A 20,121-nucleotide genomic window follows, 5' to 3' on the forward strand; every position below is an offset into this window, starting at 1 on the left:
ACCTTTCTGGTCCGAGTGCGGTGCGGCCCGCGTACATTCCGGACGTTAGATCCCTTCGCGGCCCGGCATCCGTGCCGGTTACACCGATCTAGTGAGCGATTTGCGGAGTGATGAACCGGATTTTCCCCGTGTGACAACCGGTCATGGGCTCACCGTGGCATTGCCGGTGCGCGGCACCGTCGGCCGGCCGCGGCCACACGGGGTGGTCCCCGTGGACCGGCCGCCGCCACGGGCAGTGGCGGCGGCCGGTGGGTGTGTTCGGTTCCGGCGCGGCGCTGACGCGCCCGGCCGGGCCCTACCTCACCGTCACGGAGACGGTCGGGGAGTGGGTGGTGCCGGACACCACACGGTAGTGCTGGATGCCCGCGGCGGTGGGCCGGGTGGTGAGCGTGTACGACTCGCCCTCCTGGACCGCGGAGTCCATGGGGAGTGTGGTCCACTCGCCGCTCTTCTCCTGCTGCAGCGACACCGCGTCGCCGGCGCGCAGACCGGTGCTGCGACCGGTGATCCGGATCTCCTCGCCGGGCCTCACGCTCGCGGGACTGACCTCGGCCGTGAGCGAGGCGCGCCCGGGCAGGGACCTGTGCGTCGTGCTGGGCTTCGGGGTCGGGTCGGTGGCGGCCTGGGCCGCCACCGAGCCGGCGGACACCAGTGCCACGGTCAGGGCGCCGGCGGCGGCCGTGCGGACGGTGCGGCTGCGGAAGGTGAAGATCATGGTGACTCCCGTCGGGTCGCGGATGCCCCCCTGGGCCGGGCATGTGCCATGAGCCATGCCGTGCCTCCATCAGGGTGAACCGGGTCGCCGGGGGCGGCATCCCGATCCGGCCGGCACGGCCGTCAGGGGCAGTGACCCTCCGTGCGTCCGCGCAGGTGAAGCGGCCGGCGCGGAGCGGGGTCCTCTTACTTTTCTCTTACCTTGCGCGCTCGGCGCCCGTCTGTGCGGGAGTTGTGCGGACCGGTGGGCGCGGGGCCGTTGCCGGGGCCGGGCGCGGCATGTGGGGCGTGGTGGGGTGTCCGGTAGCTCCGGGCAACCGTGTGGCGGGGCCACACAATTCGCCCACTGAAACGACATGAGTCGTTCACTGATCCTCCACATGGGACGGGGTGGACCGAAAGTATTCGGCCATTGACTCTCCCCGCACGGCACCTCCTCGGTGCCGTGCGGGGAGAGTTGCATCCACATTGGGGGGACGCACGTCGTGTCCGCGTACGAAGGCTCCGGCAGCCTGGAGTCCGAAAGACCCGTACCTCGTCGGCCGCACGCGGCCGGGGGGCTCGGTGACCGCATCTTCCGGTACCAGTTGACGGCCACCGGAGTAGCGGTGCTGGCCATCATGGCGGCCGTCGGGCTGTTCCTGCTGCTCAGGGCGGGACAGGCGCTGCGCGCCACCGGATTCTCGTTCCTCACCACGGCCGAATGGCAGCCGGACGTGCACCGGTTCGGCATCGCGGCCGTGCTCACCGGAACCCTGCTGATCGCCGCCGTCGCGGTCACCATCTCCGTGCCGCTGGCCGTCGGAACCGCCCTGTTCATCTCGGACGTCGCACCGCGCCGGCTGCGCCGCACCCTCGTCACCCTGGTCGACCTGATGGCCGCCGTGCCCTCGGTGGTGTACGGACTGTGGGGGCTGTTCTTCCTCCAGCAGCACGTCATCGGGGCGTCCCGGTGGCTGTCGGACTGGTTCGGCTGGATTCCGTTCCTGGCGGTCGACGGCACCCAGTCCGGTGAGCCGCTGGCCTCCGACAGCGTGTACACCGCCTCCACGTTCGTCGCCGGACTCGTCGTGGCGCTGATGGTGGCCCCCATCCAGTGCTCGGTGATGCGCGAGGTGTTCGCGCAGGCCCCGGCGGGCGAGCGGGAAGGGGCGTACGCCCTCGGCGCCACCCGGTGGGGGATGATCCGCGCGGTCGTCCTGCCGTACGGCAAGGGCGGCATCATCGGCGGCACCATGCTCGGGCTGGGGCGGGCCCTCGGCGAGACCATCGCCGTCTACCTCATCATCTCGCCGGTGTTCGTCATCCAGCCGCACGTCCTGCAGACCGGTTCGAACTCCGTCTCCTCGCTGATCGCCCTGCACTACGGCGACGCCTCCACCTTCGGAATGTCGGCGCTGATGGCGGCGGGCCTGGCGCTGTTCCTGCTCACGCTGGCGGTCAACTTCACCGCCTCGTCCATCGTGGCCCGCTCCCGCTCCGGCGCGCAGAGCGAGGCATGACATGACCGTCCTGAACGACACCCTGGAACAGAGCGTCGCCGCGGCACCGCTCACGGCGCCGGCCGAACGGCCCGACGAACCCCGGCGGATCGGCGGCCTCAGCCGCTCCGGCGTGCTCGCACCGACCGGCGCCGCGCTCTCCGCGCTGTGCGTCACCGTGCTGCTGTTCGGCCAACTCGCCCCGTTCTCCGGGACGCTGGGCTTCGCCGTCACCGCGTATCTGCTCTTCCTCGCCCTCTACGCGGTGCTCACCGGCCTGGAGGAGGACGGCCAGACCGTACGGGACCGGGTGATGACCGTCGTGCTGTGGACGGCGGCCGGGCTGCTGTTCTCGGCACTCGCCCTGGTCGTCGGCTTCACCGCGTGGCGCGGCCGCCAGGCGCTGCCGCACGGCAACTTCTTCACCCAGGACATGCAGTCCTCGGGGCCGCTCGACCCGCTCACCCACGGCGGCATCGCGCACGCCATGCTCGGCACGCTGATGATGATCGCCATCGCGCTCGCCATCACCGTGCCGCTGGGGCTCGCCTGCGCCGTGTACCTCAACCAGGTCCCCGGGCGGTTCTCCCGGTTCGTGCGGACCATCGTCGAGGCGATGACCGCGCTGCCCTCGATCGTCGCCGGTCTCATGGTGTACGCCGTGTGGATCCTCGGTCTCGGCATGCAGAAGTCCGGGCTCGCGGCGGGCTTCGCGATCAGCGTGATGATGCTGCCGATCGTGATCCGCGCGGCGGACGTGGTGCTGCGGCTGGTGCCCGGGACGCTGACCGAGGCGGCGGAGGCGCTGGGCGCGTCGCGTCGGCGCACCGTGTGGCACGTGGTCCTGCCGACCGCGCGCTCCGGACTCGCCACGGCCGTCATCCTCGGCACCGCGCGCGGCATCGGCGAGACCTCGCCCGTCCTGCTGACCGCGGGCTTCACGGCGGCGGTCAACGCCAATCCCACCGACGGGCCCATGGTGTCCCTGCCGCTCGCCGTGTTCAACTTCGTCAAGTCGCCCGAGCCGGCGATGATCGCCCGCGGCTTCGGCGCGGCGGCGGTGCTGATGGCGCTGGTACTGGTGCTGTTCGCGATCGCCCGCGTCATCGGCGGACGCGGCCCCGGCCAGCTGAGCCGCCGTCAGATCCGGCGCACCGCCCGCGCCTCGCGCCGCGACACCGACCGCTTCACCCACCCGCACCCACCCGGCCCCTCCTCGCCCCCGCCCCCCGACCCCGACCCCGTCGCGGCCGGGGAAGCCCACCCCGCGGCCACGGAGCCCGTCGGGGCCGGGGCCGCCCGGTCCGTCGGTGCCCAGCCCGTCGGGACGGAGCCCGCGCACACCGAGTCCGTCGATGCCGCAGGCGCCCAAGCCGGCGGCGCCCAGGCCGGGGATGGTCCGGTAGGCGGTCGGGGGCAGGTGGATGACCGGTCTGCCGGGTCCCCGACCGCCGGTGAATCCGCGGCCGTGCGCGGGCCGCACGGCGATGCCCCCGCCCCCGACCCCGATCCCGTAGAGACCGCCGGCGAGACCACCGGAGAAGACGACTGATGCTCAGCCACCTCACCCGCCCGCGCCGCCTGCGGGCGCTCGGGATCCTCGGCGCGCTGTTCGGCATGCTCGCCGGACTGCTGGCCGGACCCCTGGCCGCACCGGCCGCCGCCGAGAGCTACACGCCCATCGCGGGCGCCGGTTCCACCTGGGCGGAGAACGCCGTCGACGAGTGGCGCCGTGCCGTCAACCAGTACGGCATGCGGATCAGCTACGCCGGTACCGGCTCCTCCGACGGCCGCCGCCAGTTCCTCAGCGGCACCGTCGACTTCGCGGTCTCGGACATCCCCTTCCAGACGCACCCCACCGACGGATCGGCGGCGGAACGGCCGGCCACCGGCTCGTACGCCTACATGCCGATCGTGGCCGGCGGCACCGTCTTCATGTACCACCTGACCGTCAACGGCAAGCGGGTCACCAACCTGCGCCTGTCCGGCGACGTGGTCACCAAGATCTTCACCGGTGTCATCAAGACCTGGGACGACCCGGCCATCAAGGCCGACAACCCCGGACTCCAACTGCCGCGCCGCCCCGTCGTCCCCGTCGTCCGTTCCGACGGCTCCGGCTCCACCGCCCAGTTCACGCTGTGGATGGCCAATCAGCACAAGGCGCTGTGGCAGGCGTACTGCGGGCGCGTCGGACGCTCCGGCGCCTGCGGGCAGACCTCCTACTTCCCGACCGTCCCCGGGATGATCGCCCAGTCCGGCGACCTCGGCGTGGCCGGCTACGTAGCCCAGAACTACGGCGAGGGCGCCATCGGTTACGTCAACTACTCCTACGCGCTCAACGCGCACTACCCGGTCGCCAAGGTCCTCAACCACTCCGGCTACTACACCGAACCCACCCCGCAGAACGTCGCGGTCTCCCTGCTCAAGGCGAAGATCAACACCAACAGGAGCAGCCCGGACTACCTCACCCAGCAGCTCGACGGCGTCTACAACGACACCGACCGGCGCAACTACCCGCTCTCCAGCTACTCGTACATGATCCTGCCGCTGACGGTGCAGGGCACCTTCACCAAGGCCAAGGGCAAGACGCTCGGCGCGTTCTCCTACTACTTCATGTGCCAGGGCCAGCAACAGGCGCCCCAGCTCGGCTATTCGCCCCTGCCCATCAACCTGGTGAAGGCGGGCTTCGACCAGATCCGCCGGATCCCCGGCGTCCAGGCGCAGAACATCAACATCAAGGGCTGCAACAACCCGACCTTCACCACCACCGGGCAGAACAAGCTCGCCCAGACCGCGCCCTACCCGGCGGACTGCGACAAGAAGGGCGCGGCGCCCTGCACCTCGGGCAGCGGCGGCGCCAAGTCCGGTGGCGGATCCGGCGGTTCCGGCGGCACGTCGGGCGGCACGTCGGGCGGTTCGGCCGGCGGCTCGGCGAACGGCGGTGCCACCGGCGGCACGGCCACCGGCGGATCGACGGGCGGCGGCGCCGCGACCGGCGCGAGCGCCGCGGGCGGCTCCGGCGGCGCCCGGCCCTCCATCGACCCCGACACCGGACAGACCCTGGCGCCCGGCGGCTCGGCCTCCACAGGCAGCGGCACCGCCGCGGACGGCACCGTGGCCCTCGCCCAGCCCGTCGCCATCGCCGGCCGGCACGGCTGGAGCGGCACCCAGACCCTGATGCTGCTGGCCGCGTTCCTCGTCCTCGCCCTGCTGCTGTTGCCGTCGACGGTGTCCCGGCTGGTCGGGGCGCGCTCCCGGGCCGACGCCGGTGAACACCGGGGCGGCGCCGGCACGAAGGAGGGTTCCCGGTGAAGCCGATCCGGACGCGGCTGCGCCGCGCCCTCGTCCGCCTGGTCGCCGGCGCCGCGGTCGGCGCCCTCGCCGGGCTCGCCGTGACCCAGGCAGCCGCCCCCTCCTCGGCCGCGGCCGGCGCCGCCGACTCCGCCGTCACCGTCTCGGGCCGCGGCGAGTTCAAGGACATGAAGTTCACCGTCGACCAGACCACCCACCTCACCAGCCAGGCCATCACGGTCTCCTGGACCGGCGGCACCCCGACCACCTTCGCGGGCACGCTGTTCAACACGGACTTCGTGCAGATCATGCAGTGCTGGGGCGACGACGACGGCACCGTCCCGGGCAACCCGGGACCGCCGCGCACCCAGTGCCAGTACGGCGCGTCCCCGACCACCGACCGCGGCAACTGGCCCGGCAACGGGCAGGACGACACCCGTCAGGTCTTCTACAGCGCCGACCCCACCAACTACGGCCAGGACGACCGGTTCGGGGCGGCCAACCCCAACGCCCCGGCCGAGGTGCCGTTCAAGTCGGTGGACGGCACGGTCATCACCACCGGCACCCAGAACAACGCCTTCTTCAACCGCAACACCACGAACGAGGTCGACTTCGCCCGCACCGGAGCCGACGGCACCGGCCGCGAGTACGTCGAGGTGCAGACCGCCAACGAGGCGCCGCACCTGGGCTGCGGCGCGCCGGTCACCAGCGGCGGCACCACCCGGCCGCGCCCCTGCTGGCTGGTGATCGTCCCCCAGGGCCACCTGGACCTCGACGGCCGCCCCTACGCCGACCACAGCCAGGTCAACGCGGGCTCCCCGGTGTCCTCCAGCAACTGGAAGAACCGCATCGCGATCCCGCTCGGCTTCAACGCGGTCGGCACCAACTGCGCCCTCGGCGCCCATGAACGACCCACCACGGGCAGCGAGTTGGCCGCCGACGCGATGACCAGCTGGCAGTCGGCCCTGTGCCCGGCCGGACGGGTCTACGGCTTCACCCAGCTCGGTGAGCCGGACACCCGCGCCCGCCTCGGCGCCGACGGCTCGCTGGGGCTGGCCTTCACCACCCGCGCGCTGGGTGCCGACGACGGCGCCACGGCCCCGCCCGGCACCACGACCTACGCGCCGGTCGCGCTCTCCGGCGCCGTCATCGGCTTCACCATCGAACGCAGACCCAAGTCCGACGCACCCGACGCCATCCGCCGACTGGCCGGCACGAAGGTGGACTCGATCGACCTCACCCCGCGCCTGGTCGCCAAGCTGCTCACCGAGTCCTACCGCAACTCGCCCTGGGGCGCCGTGCTCGGCGACAAGGCGGCCAAGGGCTACGGCTGGGCGAAGGGCAACCCGGCGGGCCTCGCGAGCGACCCCGAATTCGTCGCCCTCAACCCGGAGTTCGCCCACCTCTCGGTCGCCGAGACCCCCGCCACCGACACCGATCTGATCACCTCGCTCGGGCACACCGACACCGCACGCGCGCTATGGCAGTGGATCATGTCCGACCAGGACGCCCGGCGGTTTCTGGCCGGGGTGTCCGACGACTGGGGCATGCGCGTCAACCCGTACTACAGCACCAACGCGGACCTGAACCCGAACGGCTTCGGCTTCGACCCGTCCCATGTGGACAGCTACCCGAAGAGCGACCCGTGGTGCACGGTCCCGCCGGGCACCGACGCCACCGTCCAGCAGTGCATGACCGACTTCCACCCCTACGTCGAGAGCATGCACTCCGGCGCCCTGCACGCCCGGCGCGCCGACACGCTGTGGAAGTCCAACTGGGACGCGCTGGCCAATCCGCCCGCCTTCAAGAACACCGGCCCGCAGACGGTCGGCTCCCGGTTCGTGATCACCGTCACCGACGCGGCCTCCGCAGCCCGTTACGGATTGCAGACCGCCAAACTGCGCAACGCCGCGGGCCGCTTCGTCGACCCGAGCGCCGCGTCCCTGACCGCGGCGGCACGCAGCGCCTCCGGAAAGGGCCTCGCCGAGATCTCCCCGGCCGGTGCCAAGGCACCGGGCGCCTACCCGTTGGCCCAGCTGGTGTACGCGGCGGTACGGCCCGGCACGCTGGACGCGGCCGCACGCAAGGACTACGCGGCCCTGCTGACGTACGCGGCGGGCAGCGGCCAGATCAGCGGCGCCGACCCGGGCCGGCTGCCCGACGGCTACGCACCGCTCCCCGCCGACCTGCGCGAGCGCACCGCCCGCGCCGCCGACGCGCTGCTCCACTACACCGGGCCCACCTCCTCGGCCACGCCCGGCGACGGCACCGGGGCCGGCGCCAGCGGCTCGGCCACCGGCGGCTTCGAGACCATCCCCGGCGGCAGCGGCGGAAGTTCCGGCACCGGCACCGGCGGCGCGGCGGGCGCGGACGGCGCCGCGGCCGGCGCCGCGAGCGCCCGGCCCAGCGCCGCGGCCTCCTTCGACGGCGGCAAGGCCGTGCAGACCACCGCCACCGGCAGCACGCCCGACGACCCCGGCAACCCGCTGCGTTACGCCGTCCCGGTCGGCGCCGCGCTCGGCGCCGTCGCCGGAGTGGGCGCGCCCTTCGCCGGCGGCGCCAGGCCACGGCTCCCGCTGCGGGTGCCGCTGCCCGGCGGCCGGACCGTGACCGTCGTACCGGCCGTCACGCTGCCCGAACGGCTCAGGCGCCTGCTGCCCTGAGGCCCAGCGCCCGCACGGCGCTCCCCAGACGGCCGTCCGCCCCGAAAGGCAGTCGGGGCGGACGGCCGGTACCACCCTGCCAGATCCCTCTTCACCTCTCTTCTCCAGCTACGCACTACCGTCAGGAGACACTCGATGCGCACAACGCGCTCTACGGCGGCGCTCGTCGCCGCCGCCGTGGTGGCCGGCGGCCTGGCTCTGACCAGCCCGGCGTACGCCGACCCCACCCCCGCGGGGACCTTCCGCCAGCTCGTCGGCGTGGGCTCCGACACCACCCAGGACGTGCTCAACGCGCTGGCCGGCGACACCGTGAACGGCAAGAGCTACACCGGCACCGCCGTAAAGGCGGAAAGCGGCGCCAGGATCGCCTCCTACGACGCGATCGCGCCCGGCACCGGCTCCACCACCTCCAAGATCACCACCCGCTCCGGCGGCCCCTCCTTCCTGCGCCCGAACGGATCCGGTGCCGGCCGGCTGGCCCTGACCGAGTCCCTGACCGGCGACAAGTACCCGGACTCCGCCGGTGTGGCCATCAAGGGGCAGGTCGACTTCGCCCGCTCCTCCAGCGGCCCCAGCGCCTCCGGCACCGCGCTCACCTACATCCCGTTCGCCCGGGACGCGGTCGGCGTCGCGGTGCGGGGCTCGGCGCTCGGCACCCTGACGGTGGAGCAGCTGCACGAGATCTACTCCGGCCAGCTCACCACGGTGAACGGCCAGACCGTGTACCCGAAGATCCCGCAAAGCGGCTCCGGCACCCGCAAGTTCTTCCTGTCGGCGATCGGCCTCAGTGAGGCCACGCTCTCCCCGACCGTCGCGGCCGTCCAGGAGAACCAGGCCGACGCCGCGCTCACCCGGGACGGCGCGCTGGTGCCGTTCTCCGTGGGCAGCTGGATCGCCCAGATCAACGGCGTCTCCCCGGACTACAGCAAGTCCGCTGCCGCCGCCGGCGGTCAGCTGGCCGCCGTGAAGCTGCCCGGCGACAACGGCGCCACCTCCCCGGTGACGACCGTCAACGGCAAGCTCGCCCCGGTCAACGCCTACTACGAGAACGCCACCTTCGGCCGTGACGTCTACAACGTCGTGCCGAGCCGGGCGATCGACCCGACCGGCATCTTCTTCGACAAGGACCTCTACGACGTCTTCGTCACCAGCGGCAGCCACACCGCCGCCATGGCCTCCGACGCCGCCGAGAAGGTCATCGCCGACTTCGGCTTCGTGAACGAGTCGTACAACGGCTCCGTCAACCTGACCCGGCACGCCAAGCTGGGCGGCCTGGAGCAGTCCGGCCTCGACACGAAGACGCCCGCCGCGCCCGCGCTCAAGGCCACCCCCGGCGACGCGAGCCTGAAGCTGTCCTGGACCGCCCCGGCCGCCACCGCACTGCCGCTCACCGACTACCGGGTCACACTGACCGGCTCGGACGGCGCCCTCGTGGCCACCAAGGACGTCCCGGCAGGCACCACCTCGTACGCCTTCTCCGGACTGGCCGTCGGCGACTACACCGCGACCGTCGCCGCCGCCAACCTCAACGGCACGGGCCCCGCCGCCACGTGGAAGGGCTCCGTCAAGTACGTGAGCACCACCAAGGCGACCGCCGCGACGACCGCCTACGGCAGGACGCCGAAGGTCGCCGTCATCGTCACCGGCTCGCACGGTGTCGCCCCCACCGGGAAGGTCACCGTCAAGGAGGGCAGCACCGTCCTCGGCAGCGGCACCCTCAGCGGCGGCAAGGTCACCGTCTCCCTGTCCAACCACCTCAAGGTCGCCACGCACACGCTGTCCGTCTCCTACGCGGGCAACACCAAGCTCAACGCGTCCTCGACGACCGCCACCCTGAAGATCACCAAGGCGACGCCGACCGTCACCTCCTCCGCGCCCGCCACCGTCAGCCACACGGCCCGGGCCAAGGTCTCGGTCAAGGTCACCGCGACCGGCACCACCCCGACCGGCACCGTCCGCATCTACGAGGGCACCAAGCTGCGCGCCACCGGCACGCTGAGCGGCGGCAAGGTGACCATCACCCTGCCGAAGCTGAGCCGCGGCAAGCACGTGCTGCACGCCTCCTACGCGGGCTCCTCGACGGTCGGCCACAAGGCCGGCGCCGACTTCACCATCAAGTCCACCTGACCCACCCGCGCCGGCGGGGGGACCACGCGCCCCCGTGGTCCCCCCGCCGGCTCCACCCGACGACCAGCGAAGGAGGCGGGCCGCCGTGACCGTCGCCGCACCGACCACGCTCGCCCCGGCCGCGCCGCGCACCCGTGTCCGCGGTGTCACCGCCGTCCGCCATCTGGCCCGCGGCGCCCTGCTCAGCCTCGCCGCGCTGCTGCTCGGCATCACCGCCCAGCTCCTGCTGGTCAGCGGGATCCAGCAGCACAGCGCGCAGCACGCGGCCTTCGACGAGCTGCGGGGCGAACTCGCCCTGGGCACCGCGCCGGTGTCCCAGACCGACCTGCGGGGCGACCTGCTGGCACCCGGCACACCGCTCGCCCTGATCGACATACCGAAACTGGGCCTGAGCCAGGTGGTGCTGGAGGGCACCGACTCCGGTGTGCTCACCGACGGGCCCGGCCACCGCCGGGACACCCCGCTGCCCGGGCAGGCGGGCACCAGCGTCCTGATGGGCCGGGCCGCCGCGTACGGCGGTCCGTTCGGCCGGCTGGCCGACCTCGCCGCGGGCGACACCCTCACCGTGACCACCGGCCAGGGCAAGGCCGCGTTCCGGGTCAGCGACGTACGCCGGGCCGGTGACCCGGCGCCGCCCACCCTGGCCGCAGGCAAGGGCCGGCTGGTGCTGGTGACCGCCACCGGCCCGCGGTTCGCGCCGGGCGGCGTGCTGCGCGTCGACGCCGACCTGGTGTCCGCGCCGTTCCGGACCCCGGCCGCGGTCATCCGCGCCGGCACCCTGCCGGCCGGCGAGGAGCCGCTGGCCCGCCTGTCCGGCATCCCCTGGCCCCTGGTGATGTGGCTGCAGGCGCTGCTGCTGACGGCGGTCGCCGCGGTGTGGGCGTGGCACCGCTGGGGCGGCCACCAGACCTGGATCGTCTTCGCACCCGTCGTCGCCGTGCTGGGCCTCCAGGTCGCCACCCGCACCACCGAGTTGCTTCCCAATCTGCTCTGACCCGGCGCACCGCCGCCCGAACCGAGGTAGCCCACCGTGACCGACACCGCCGTACTCCCCGTGACCGACGCCCCGTCCGCCGCTCCCGCCACCCTTGAGGCGCGGGCCGTCTCGGCGTGGTTCGGCAGCCACCAGGTGCTCAGCCGGGTGTCGCTGACCATGCCCGCGGGTCAGGTGACCGCCCTGATCGGTCCCTCCGGATGCGGCAAGTCGACCTTTCTGCGGACCCTCAACCGCATGCACGAGCTGATCCCCGGCGCGGCCCTCGGCGGCGAGGTGCTGTTCGAGGGCGAGGACATCTACGACCCCGGGTGGCGGCTGACCGACGCCCGCCGCCGCATCGGCATGGTCTTCCAGAAGCCCAACCCGTTCCCCGCCATGTCGATCTACGACAACGTGGTGGCGGGGCTGAAGCTGACCGGGGCCAAGGTGAGCCGCCACGCCAAGGACGAACTGGTGGAGGAGTCGCTGACCCGCGCCGGGCTGTGGAAGGAGGTCCGCGACCGGCTCCGCCAGCCCGGCGGGGCCCTGTCCGGCGGTCAGCAGCAGCGGCTGTGCATCGCCCGCGCGCTGGCCGTACGGCCCCGGGTGCTGCTGATGGACGAACCGTGCTCGGCGCTCGACCCCACCTCCACCCGCCGGGTGGAGGAGACCATCCACGACCTGGCCGGCCAGGTGACGATCGTGATCGTCACCCACAACATGCAGCAGGCCGCCCGGGTCTCCCAGCAGTGTGCGTTCTTCCTCGCCGAGCAGGGCACACCCGGCGCCGTCGTCGAGCACGGCGCCACCGACGACGTCTTCCATACCCCGAAGGACCAGCGAACGGCGGACTACGTGGCCGGCCGCTTCGGCTGACCTCCCCCGCGGGGCGGCCGGTCCCGGACACCGGGCCCCTGGTCAGCCGGCGGCATGGGTGACGTGGACGGGGTCGAAGGCGATGCGGGTGTGCCGGCCGGGGGAGGCCCAGGTGATCTCGACGGTGTCGCCGTGGACCGTGACTTCGGTGACCGCCTCCGCCAGGGGCGGCACGTCCACGGCGGCGCCGAGCACGGCCAGGCAGACGTGCACGGAGGTGCCGCCCGCCGCCCCGGTCAGCCGCGGCACCAGCGCCCACCGGGTGTACGCGGTGCCCTGGGGCGCCCGCAGCGTCGTCGCCGGCCCGTCCCAGCCGTGCAGCGGGTGCAGGGCCGAGACCAGGCCCTCGTCCGGCCCGGTCGCCCAGCCGGTGTGCGTGACCCGCGCCCCGGCCGGCGCCCCGAGCACCCGGTGCGCCCGCACCTCGTAGTGCCCGTACGCCACGGTCACGCTCTCCACCCGCAGCCCCGGCACCATCGGCGCTCCGGCCGCGAACACGGGCCGGTGCCAGGACGCCGCCCAGCCCCAGCCCTCGCCGTGGCCGGCGCCGAGCGGACGGACGCGGCGCCGCACACTGCCGCGTCCCGCCACCTGAACCGCCAGATGGTTGTCCGCCGGGTTCGTAGGCGACGTGGGGCCGGTCCGGGTGGAGTAGGCCAGCCGGCCGTAGTGCGGATCGTCGCCGGCCGCCGTCTCGCCCTCGTGCGGCCGGACGTGGTCGCTGCCGTGGTTGTGCAGCCGTACGACGCCGTCCGCGCGGGTGGCCTGCACGAGCAGACCGGGCGCCGGCAGGGCCAGGACCCGGTCGGCCCGCTCCACCGGCGCGGCCTGCTCCGGTGCCGTCCACAGCGGATGGTCGCCGGGCGCCAGCAGCGACACGAACGCCTTCGACGCCCAGTACGGCGACGCGGGCCCTGAGTAGGGCTGCAGCGTCGGCTCGTGCGGGCCGTACCAGCCGAGGCCGAGCAGACCGTCGGCGCCCGGCGCGCCGCGCTCCAGGAAGTGCCGCAGGGTGCCGCTGGCCAGCCGCCGGGAGACGCCGGGCGCCAGCGGGGTGTGCCCGGTGACGGCGCCCAGCGACACCGCCGCCGAGGCGGCGAACCGGTAGGTCAGCGACCGTCCGAAGTGCAGCGGCGCGCCGTCCGCGCCGAACATCAGGGAGAAACCCTCAAGGTGGGAGCGCAGCCGCGCGCCGTAGCGCTGCAGCGGGCCGGCGTCGCCGCCGAGGTGCGCGTCGAGCACCGGATACAGGTGCAGGGCCCAGCCGTTGTAGTGGTCGAAGGCCCGGCCGTCGCCGTCCGCGTACCAGCCGTCGCCGCGGTACCAGCCCTCCAGCAGTTCCAGCGCCCGCCGCCGCACCGCCGCCGTCTGTGCGTCGCCGCGGCCCACCGACTCGAGGAACCCGGCGACGGTGAACGGGAAGAGGTACCAGTTGTTCGGCGCGGGCACATGCCGCAGCGCTCCGCGCAGCCACCGCTCCGTCGCGTCCCGGACGTCCTCGTCGAGGTGCCGCCACAGCCACGGCGCGGTCAGCCGCAGACCCAGCGCGACCGACGCCGACTCGACCATCGGCTGGCCCTGTACGTCGTGGTCGAGGATCAGCGGCCAGGACTCGGCGTCGTCACGGCCGGGCGTGCGGGTGCCCGCGGCGAGGCCGCGCGCATAGCGGTCGAGCCAGCCGTGCGGATCGTCGCCGCCCGCGCCCGCCACCCGGAACGCGGCGGCGAGGAACGTGCGGGCATAGCCCTCGAGCCCGTCGGACCGCACCCCCGAGCGTGAGGGCCGGCCGGGCAGGTCGAGCAGTGCGCCGCCGGGCGTGGCCCAGCGCCAGGCGGCACCGAGCAGACCGTCCGCCACCGCCTCCCAGTGCGCCCGGGTGTAGCCGGTGTACGGGCTGGTGTCGAGGTCCGGGGCGGGCAGTCGGAAGGGGATGCTCATGCGAGGAAGGCCAGCCTTTCGCGTCGTACCGGATGCCGGAAGCCGGCGCCGGAGGCCCAGCGGGCGGTCTCGGCGAGCGCGAGGTCGGCGAGACGCCGCAGCTCGTTGCCCTGGGAGCCGGCGAGGTGCGGGGTGAGCAGCGCGTGCTCGCAGTCCCACAACGGGTGGTCCGCGGGCAGCACTTCGGGATCGGTGACGTCCAGGACGGCCCGGATCCGCCCGGCCAGCACGGCGTCGGTCAGCGCCTCCTGGTCGACGACGGCGCCCCGGGCGGTGTTGATCAGTACGGCGCCGGGCGGCATGGAATCGATCAGCTTCCGGCCGACCAGGCCGCGGGTCGCGGGCAGCAGCGGGGTGTGCACGCTGACGGTGTCGCAGCGGGCGAAGAGGTCCGCCAGATCGACCGGTTCGACACCGAGTTCGGCCGCCTGGGCGGCATCCACGTACGGGTCGTGCAGCAGCACCTCGATGTCGTGCGGGCGCAGCAGTTCGATGACCCGGCGGCCGATCAGCGACGCCGAAAGGATGCCGACCCTGCGGCGGTGGTTGCCGACGGCGGGGGGCAGCCGCAGCCAGTTGTCGCGCTCGCGCGACGCCCGGTAGTCACGGGCCCGTTCCAGCACCCGCTTGCCGCTGAGCAGGATCATGCCGAGGGTGTACTCGGCCACCGGCAGGGCGTTGGCCGTGGCGGCGGAGGACACCTCGATGCCGCGCTCCCAGCATGCCTCGGTGACATGGCCGCGCACGCTGCCCGCGGTGTGCACCACGGCGCGCAGCCGTGGCGCCGCGGCCAGCACCGCCGTGTCCAGCGGCGGACAGCCCCAGCCGGTGACCAGCAGATCGACGTCGGCGAGCACGGACCGGGCCCGCGGTGTGCTCAGATCGTCCAGCGCGGGCGGCCCGGCGAGGTCGCAGATCGCGCCGAGCGCGGCGAGCGCGGCCGGATCGAGGACGGCCGCGGCGGCGTCCCGGGACATGGCGAGCGCGGCCCGGGGGCGCGGGCCCGGCACCGGCAAGGTCACTTGACGGCTCCCGCGGTCAGGCCGCTGCGCCAGAAACGCTGGAGCAGGACGAAGGCGAGGATCAGCGGGAGCACCGCGAGCAGCGAACCCATGATCACCACGGGGTAGTACTCGGGCGACACGCTGGCCGAACTGTTCCAGGTGTACAGGCCGAGGCTGACGGGATACAGGTCCTGGTCCGAGAGCATGACCATGGGCAGGAAGAAGTTGTTCCAGATCGTGGTGAGTTGGAAGAGGAAGACGGTGACGAGGCCGGGGCCCAGCATCCGCAGCGCCACTCTGGCATACGTGGCGAGTTCGCCGGCGCCGTCGATGCGCGCCGCCTCCAGGATCTCGTCGGGCACATAGCCCTGGCTGAAGATGCGGCCCAGGTAGACGCCGAACGGGTTGAACAGGACGGGGATGAACACCGACCAGAACGTGTTGACCAGTCCGGCGCCGGACGCCATCAGGTACAGCGGCAGCGCGAGGACGGTCTGCGGCACCATGACCGCCGCGAGCACCAGACCGAACAGCTTCTCCTTGTGCCGGAAACGGTACTTGTCGAACGCGTAGCCGCAGGCGACGCTCACCAGCGCGCCGACCGCGGCGCCGACCACCGCGTACACCAGGCTGTTGAGGTACCACCGGCCGTACTGCCCGCCGTCCATGGCGAAAAGGTCCCGCAGGTTCTGCGCGAACGAGAAGTCGTGCGCGGACAGCAGGGAACTGCTGAAGAGCGCGTCCCGGTTCTTGCCCGCGGCCAGCACCAGCCACAGCACGGGCAGCAGGGTGTAGAGGACGGAGACCGCCACGACGGTGTTGACCGTGGCCCGGCCCAGCAGCCGGGGCCGTTCGAGCGTGCTGCCGGCGGCGCTCATCGTGCCTCCTCGGGGGTGTCGGTGCGGCTGGTCCAGCGGGTGACGGCGTAGGAGAGCGCGATGGTGCACAGCAGCAGGATCACCGAGGCGGCCGCCGCCAGGCCGTAGTTGTTGCGGGTGAACGCGGCGTCGTAGATGTACATGCTCGGCGAGAACCGGGAGTTGATCATCGGCGACGACTGGCTGAGCAGCACCGGCTCGGTGAACAGCTGGAGCGCCCAGATCAGGGTGAACATGGCGACCATCACGATCGAGGCGCGGATCAGCGGGGTCTTGACCTCAAGGGCCGTGCGCACCGGCCCGGCCCCGTCGACCACCGACGCCTCCAGCACCTCGCGGGGCACGGCCTGCAGGGCGGCGTAGAAGACCACCATGTTGTAGCCGAGATTGCTCCACAGGGCGATGTTCACGATGGACGGGAGCACGGTGTGCAGGCCCAGGAAGTCGAGGGTGATGTCGGCGCGGGCGAACAGCTCGATGACCGGGCTGATGCCGGGGGTGTAGAGGTACAGCCAGATCAGGGCCGCGATGATGCCGGGGACGGCGTGCGGCAGGAACAGCCCCAACTGCGCCCAGGCGCGCAGGCGTACCACTCCGGAGTCCAGCAGCAGGGCCAGGGCCAGCGCGCCGAGGACCATCAGCGGGATGTACACCAGGCAGTACAGCGCCACGGTGGCCAGTCCGCCGAGGAACGTCGGGTCGGTCAGGACGGCGAGGTAGCCGCGCAGCCCGACGAAGACGGTGCGTTCGGGGCCGAAGCCGAGGCCCGGTTCGTCGGCGCTGAAGAAGCTGAGGTAGACGGCCGTGCCGACGGGGATCAGGAACACCGTGACGAGCAGGGCGAAGAACGGGGTCATCAGCGCGCCGCACGCGGCGAGTCGGCGGCGCCGGGTCGCCGTGCGGGTACGGCCCGCGCGGACGGGCGCGGCGGACGGCGGCACGAGGGCCGGCGCCGGGTCGGGGGCGGTCACGGACATGGGTCTCACCTGCCTTTCGGGCGGCTCAGGTGCTGTGCTGGGTGGTCGCGAGGCCCAGGGCCCGCAGATCGGGCATGGTGCCCTCCTGGGCCGCGCGCAACGACCCGACGAGTGAGCCCTGTCCGGCGCCGACGCGGGCGAAGGAGTCCTGCATGAGACGCCCGGTGGCGGTCATCCGGGGACCCCACACCCAGCCGTCGCGGATCCGCTCCGCCTCCTGCTGGAAGAGCCGGTAGATGTCCTGGCCGCCGTAGTAGGAGCGGTCGAACGCCTCCCGGCCCACCGCGACCAGCGCGCTCGCCGCCGGGTACTGGCTGCTCGTCCCGCTGGACAGCCGGGCGCGCAGCGCGTCGGGGTGGGAGACCTGCCACTCGATGAACTCCATCGCGGCCTCGGGGTGCCGGCTGTCCTTGGTGACGGCGAACGTCGAGCCGCCGTGCGTGCCGACCGCCGGACGGTCCGTGTCCCACTGCGGCAGCGGGGCGATCCGCCACTGCCCCTGCTGCGCGGGCTGCGCCTTCATCTGGGCGCCGGCGTCCCAGGCGCCGCTGAGCCGGGTGAGGACCAGCCCGGTGCCGATCTGCGCGTCGGACTGCCGGCTCTCCGAGGCGTTCACGAAGACCACGTCGTCGTCGATGAGCCGCTGCCAGTACGCGGCGACCCGCCGGCTCGGCGCGTCGGCCAGGGAGACGTTCCAGGCGCCCTTCGAGGTGTCGAACCAGCGCGCGCCCGCCTGCCAGGCGTACGCCGCGAACTGGGTCGACCCGTCCGTGGGGAACAGCACCAGCCGCCGGCCGGGCAGATCGCGCCGCACGATACGCGCCAGGTCGGCGAACTCGTCCCAGGTGCGCGGCACTTGGAGACCGTGGCGGCGGAACAGGTCGAACCGGTAGTGCATGACCATCGGCTCCACGTCCAGTGGCACGCTGAACACCCGGCCCTCGAAGGTGGTCAGGCCCAGTGCCTGGGGCAGCAGCCTGCCCCGCAGGGAGTCGCTGACCAGATCGGTGATGTCCCGGGCGACCCCGTCGATGGCGAAGCCCGGCACCTGCGGGTACTCGATCGTGGCGACGTCCGGGGCGTTTCCCGCCCGGGCGGCGTTGGAGAGCTTGGCGTAACCGCCCTGCTGCCCCGAGGGGATCTGCTGGAACTCCACCTGGATGTGGTCGTGCGTGCGGTTGAACGCGTCGACCACCTCCTGACTGCCCCGCAGGGCGGACCAGAAGGTGATCCGGGTCGTTCCACCGGTGCTGCGTGCACGGCTGTCCGCTGCGGTGCTGCAGGCGCTCACGGCTCCTGTCAGCGATGCGGCGGCCAGCGCGGCGAGCACGGATCGACGACTGTGTCGACCGGGCATGCGGCCTCCCGCGGCTCGTGCGTGTCCGGGGACACGCGGTTCGGGACACGGGAATACTGATCGGCCCACCACAAGCGGTCAATAGATCGATCAGAAGAAAATAAAGCGGTCAAACGCTCAGTCGTCGGTTTCGGTGTGCGCGGCGGTCGAGCCCCGCACGACCAGCGTCGGCAGCAACTCGACGCGCCGCACCGACCACGCGGCCCCGCGCGCCTTGTCCAACCGCTGGAGCAGCAGCTCGGCCGCCACCCGGCCGACCTCCGCCTTCGGCGGGGCGACCGCCGTCAACGGAATCGTGCCGATACCGGCCACCACGTCGTCGTACGCCACCACCGAGCAGTCCTCGGGCACCCGCACCGCGTTCTCCGCCAGCCGCTGGATCATCATCAGCGCGTCGACGTCACCGTGCAGCACGGCCGCAGTCGCCCGCTTCTCGCGCAGCAGCGCGGACAGCTCCGCGCTCTGCCGGTCCGTGTACGGGCCGCCCTGGCCGGCCGACGGCGAACTCAGCGCCCACGCCCAGTCCTCCACCAGCGGATGCGCCTTCGCGATCTCCCCGAGCGCCGCCCGCAGCGTCCGCGCGGTGGGACTGTCGTCCCGGGTGGCGAACACGATCCGCCGGTGGCCGAGCGCCACCAGGTGCTCCACCGCCAGCCGCGCGCCGTGCCGGTGGTCCGAGCACACCGAGTCCACGGCGGACAGCGCGCTGCCGGGCCGGGGCCGGCGCTCCATCAGCACGGCGGGCACCCGCAGCGCGGCCAGCCACGCGTAGTCGGCCTCCTCCTCCGCGAGGGACCGCCAGCGGGGCGCCAGCAGCAGGCCCCGCACGCCGTCCGCGAGCGCCCGCTCCACCAGCGGGCGCTCGGCACCGGCCGCCTGGGGCGCGATGTGCAGCGCGATGCGCACCCCGGCCTCCTCCAGCACGGTGCGCGCGCCGTGCAGCGCCTCGTACAGATATGTGTGCCGCTCGGGCACCACCACGGCGACGGCGTCCCCGTCCGGGACCTCGCCCGGCGGCAGCGGCTCGGGCAGCACCGACCGGACGACGCCGTGCCCGCGGCGCAGCCGGCCCTCGCGGGTCAGCTCCTCCACGTCACGGCGCACCGTCACCACCGACACCTGGAGCTCCGCGGCGAGGTCACTCACCCGAGCGGCGCCCCTGGCCTGGACCGCGGCCAGGATCCGCTGCCGCCTGACGTCGACCGGCTCCCGCATGAGCCCCTCCCACCGTGCGAGCCATGTTCGTTTGAACGATGCGCGCATCATAACGATCGCGGGCGGGATCACGCGGGTCAGACGGGCTCACTCGGGACGGGCACCGGTCACCGGGGCAGGAGCTTCAGCGTGGTGCTCCGGGCGGCCACCATCGGGTCGACATAGGCGCCGCCGTAGCGGCCGTACTTCGTGCGGTACGCCGTGTCGATGCGGTCGTTGACGGCGGAGTCGGCCTCCTCGGCGAAGGCGACGTCCCGGTCGACGCCGCCGGAGCGGATGTGGCCCTCGTGGCTCGCGCGGGCGGTGCGCCACCACACGCCGTCGTCGCCGCGGTAGGAGCGGACGTAGAGGTCGTCGCCGTCGCGCACCACCCACACCGGCACCGGCGCGCGCAGCGTGCCGTCGCCGCGGGCCGGGGCCATCTGGAGTTCGTCGGCCGTGCCGATCCTGGTCAGTTCGTCGTTCGTCCATGCCGTCATCGCGGGGGCCTCCTTCGGAACGCCAGACACTGGGGCGGCCAGGGGGAGGCGATCCCCCCGACCGGGCGGCCTGCGAACGGTGCCGCACTCACCAGCATGACCAGCGACCCATCTCTCCACGACCGGGGCGCGCGGGTCAGCTCGG

At 73.1% G+C, this 20,121-nt stretch carries 15 protein-coding genes; 7 read left to right on the plus strand and 8 right to left on the minus strand.

What is annotated here, in order from left to right:
• Nucleotides 1-295: 295 nt before the first annotated feature.
• Nucleotides 296-772 carry a hypothetical protein gene (locus ACIRFL_RS11595; protein ID WP_404026704.1) on the minus strand — a complete coding sequence of 159 codons (477 nt, stop codon included), beginning with the start codon at nucleotides 770-772 and terminating at the stop codon, nucleotides 296-298.
• Nucleotides 773-1,199: 427 nt separating this feature from the next.
• Between ACIRFL_RS11595 and pstC the strand changes: the two genes are divergently transcribed.
• The 7 genes from pstC (at nucleotide 1,200) to pstB (ending at nucleotide 12,128) form a co-directional block, all read left to right on the plus strand.
• The gene (gene pstC / locus ACIRFL_RS11600; protein ID WP_404026706.1) at nucleotides 1,200-2,216 is read left to right on the plus strand and encodes a phosphate ABC transporter permease subunit PstC; all 1,017 of its coding nucleotides are present in this window, start codon (nucleotides 1,200-1,202) and stop codon (nucleotides 2,214-2,216) included.
• A gap of 1 nt (nucleotide 2,217) precedes the next feature.
• Entirely contained in the window at nucleotides 2,218-3,747 is a 1,530-nt protein-coding gene (gene pstA, locus ACIRFL_RS11605) for a phosphate ABC transporter permease PstA (RefSeq protein ID WP_404026708.1), read from the plus strand.
• Nucleotides 3,747-5,507 carry a substrate-binding domain-containing protein gene (locus tag ACIRFL_RS11610; protein ID WP_404026709.1) on the plus strand — a complete coding sequence of 587 codons (1,761 nt, stop codon included), beginning with the start codon at nucleotides 3,747-3,749 and terminating at the stop codon, nucleotides 5,505-5,507. Before pstA ends, ACIRFL_RS11610 begins: the two co-directional genes overlap by 1 nt.
• Nucleotides 5,504-8,149: a hypothetical protein gene (locus tag ACIRFL_RS11615; protein ID WP_404026710.1), complete on the plus strand. Its 2,646-nt coding sequence runs from the start codon at nucleotides 5,504-5,506 to the stop codon at nucleotides 8,147-8,149. The genes ACIRFL_RS11610 and ACIRFL_RS11615 overlap by 4 nt, the downstream gene beginning before the upstream one ends.
• Nucleotides 8,150-8,284: 135 nt before the next feature.
• Nucleotides 8,285-10,276: an Ig-like domain repeat protein gene (locus ACIRFL_RS11620; protein WP_404026711.1), complete on the plus strand. Its 1,992-nt coding sequence runs from the start codon at nucleotides 8,285-8,287 to the stop codon at nucleotides 10,274-10,276.
• A gap of 85 nt (nucleotides 10,277-10,361) precedes the next feature.
• Entirely contained in the window at nucleotides 10,362-11,270 is a 909-nt protein-coding gene (locus ACIRFL_RS11625) for a sortase (RefSeq protein WP_404026713.1), read from the plus strand.
• Between the two features lie 60 nt (nucleotides 11,271-11,330).
• A complete protein-coding gene (gene pstB, locus ACIRFL_RS11630) occupies nucleotides 11,331-12,128 on the plus strand; it encodes a phosphate ABC transporter ATP-binding protein PstB (RefSeq protein ID WP_404026981.1) in 798 nt (265 codons plus the stop codon).
• A 42-nt stretch (nucleotides 12,129-12,170) separates the two neighbouring features.
• Here the strand turns inward: pstB and ACIRFL_RS11635 are convergent, their stop codons facing one another.
• The 7 genes from ACIRFL_RS11635 to ACIRFL_RS11665 form a co-directional block, all read right to left on the minus strand.
• On the minus strand, nucleotides 12,171-14,066 hold the full coding sequence (locus ACIRFL_RS11635) for a DUF2264 domain-containing protein (RefSeq protein ID WP_404026715.1): 1,896 nt from the start codon (nucleotides 14,064-14,066) through the stop codon (nucleotides 12,171-12,173).
• Nucleotides 14,063-15,088, minus strand: a complete 1,026-nt coding sequence (locus ACIRFL_RS11640; RefSeq protein WP_404026716.1) for a hydroxyacid dehydrogenase — start codon at nucleotides 15,086-15,088, stop codon at nucleotides 14,063-14,065. Before ACIRFL_RS11640 ends, ACIRFL_RS11635 begins: the two co-directional genes overlap by 4 nt.
• A complete protein-coding gene (locus ACIRFL_RS11645; protein ID WP_404026718.1) occupies nucleotides 15,085-15,948 on the minus strand; it encodes a carbohydrate ABC transporter permease in 864 nt (287 codons plus the stop codon). Before ACIRFL_RS11645 ends, ACIRFL_RS11640 begins: the two co-directional genes overlap by 4 nt.
• Nucleotides 15,945-16,925, minus strand: coding sequence for a carbohydrate ABC transporter permease (locus tag ACIRFL_RS11650; protein ID WP_404026721.1), 981 nt, complete (start codon nucleotides 16,923-16,925; stop codon nucleotides 15,945-15,947). Before ACIRFL_RS11650 ends, ACIRFL_RS11645 begins: the two co-directional genes overlap by 4 nt.
• Nucleotides 16,926-16,950: 25 nt before the next feature.
• Complete coding sequence (locus ACIRFL_RS11655; protein ID WP_404026723.1) at nucleotides 16,951-18,282, minus strand: ABC transporter substrate-binding protein; 1,332 nt, start codon at nucleotides 18,280-18,282, stop codon at nucleotides 16,951-16,953.
• Between the two features lie 117 nt (nucleotides 18,283-18,399).
• Nucleotides 18,400-19,497 carry a substrate-binding domain-containing protein gene (locus tag ACIRFL_RS11660; RefSeq protein WP_404026726.1) on the minus strand — a complete coding sequence of 366 codons (1,098 nt, stop codon included), beginning with the start codon at nucleotides 19,495-19,497 and terminating at the stop codon, nucleotides 18,400-18,402.
• Between the two features lie 107 nt (nucleotides 19,498-19,604).
• Nucleotides 19,605-19,976 (minus strand): DUF2255 family protein, encoded by a 372-nt coding sequence (locus ACIRFL_RS11665; protein WP_404026727.1) that lies wholly within the window; start codon nucleotides 19,974-19,976, stop codon nucleotides 19,605-19,607.
• Between the last annotated feature and the right edge of the window lie 145 nt (nucleotides 19,977-20,121).

The sequence above is a fragment of the Streptomyces sp. NPDC102462 genome, assembly GCF_044765425.1.
Lineage (GTDB): Bacteria > Actinomycetota > Actinomycetes > Streptomycetales > Streptomycetaceae > Streptomyces.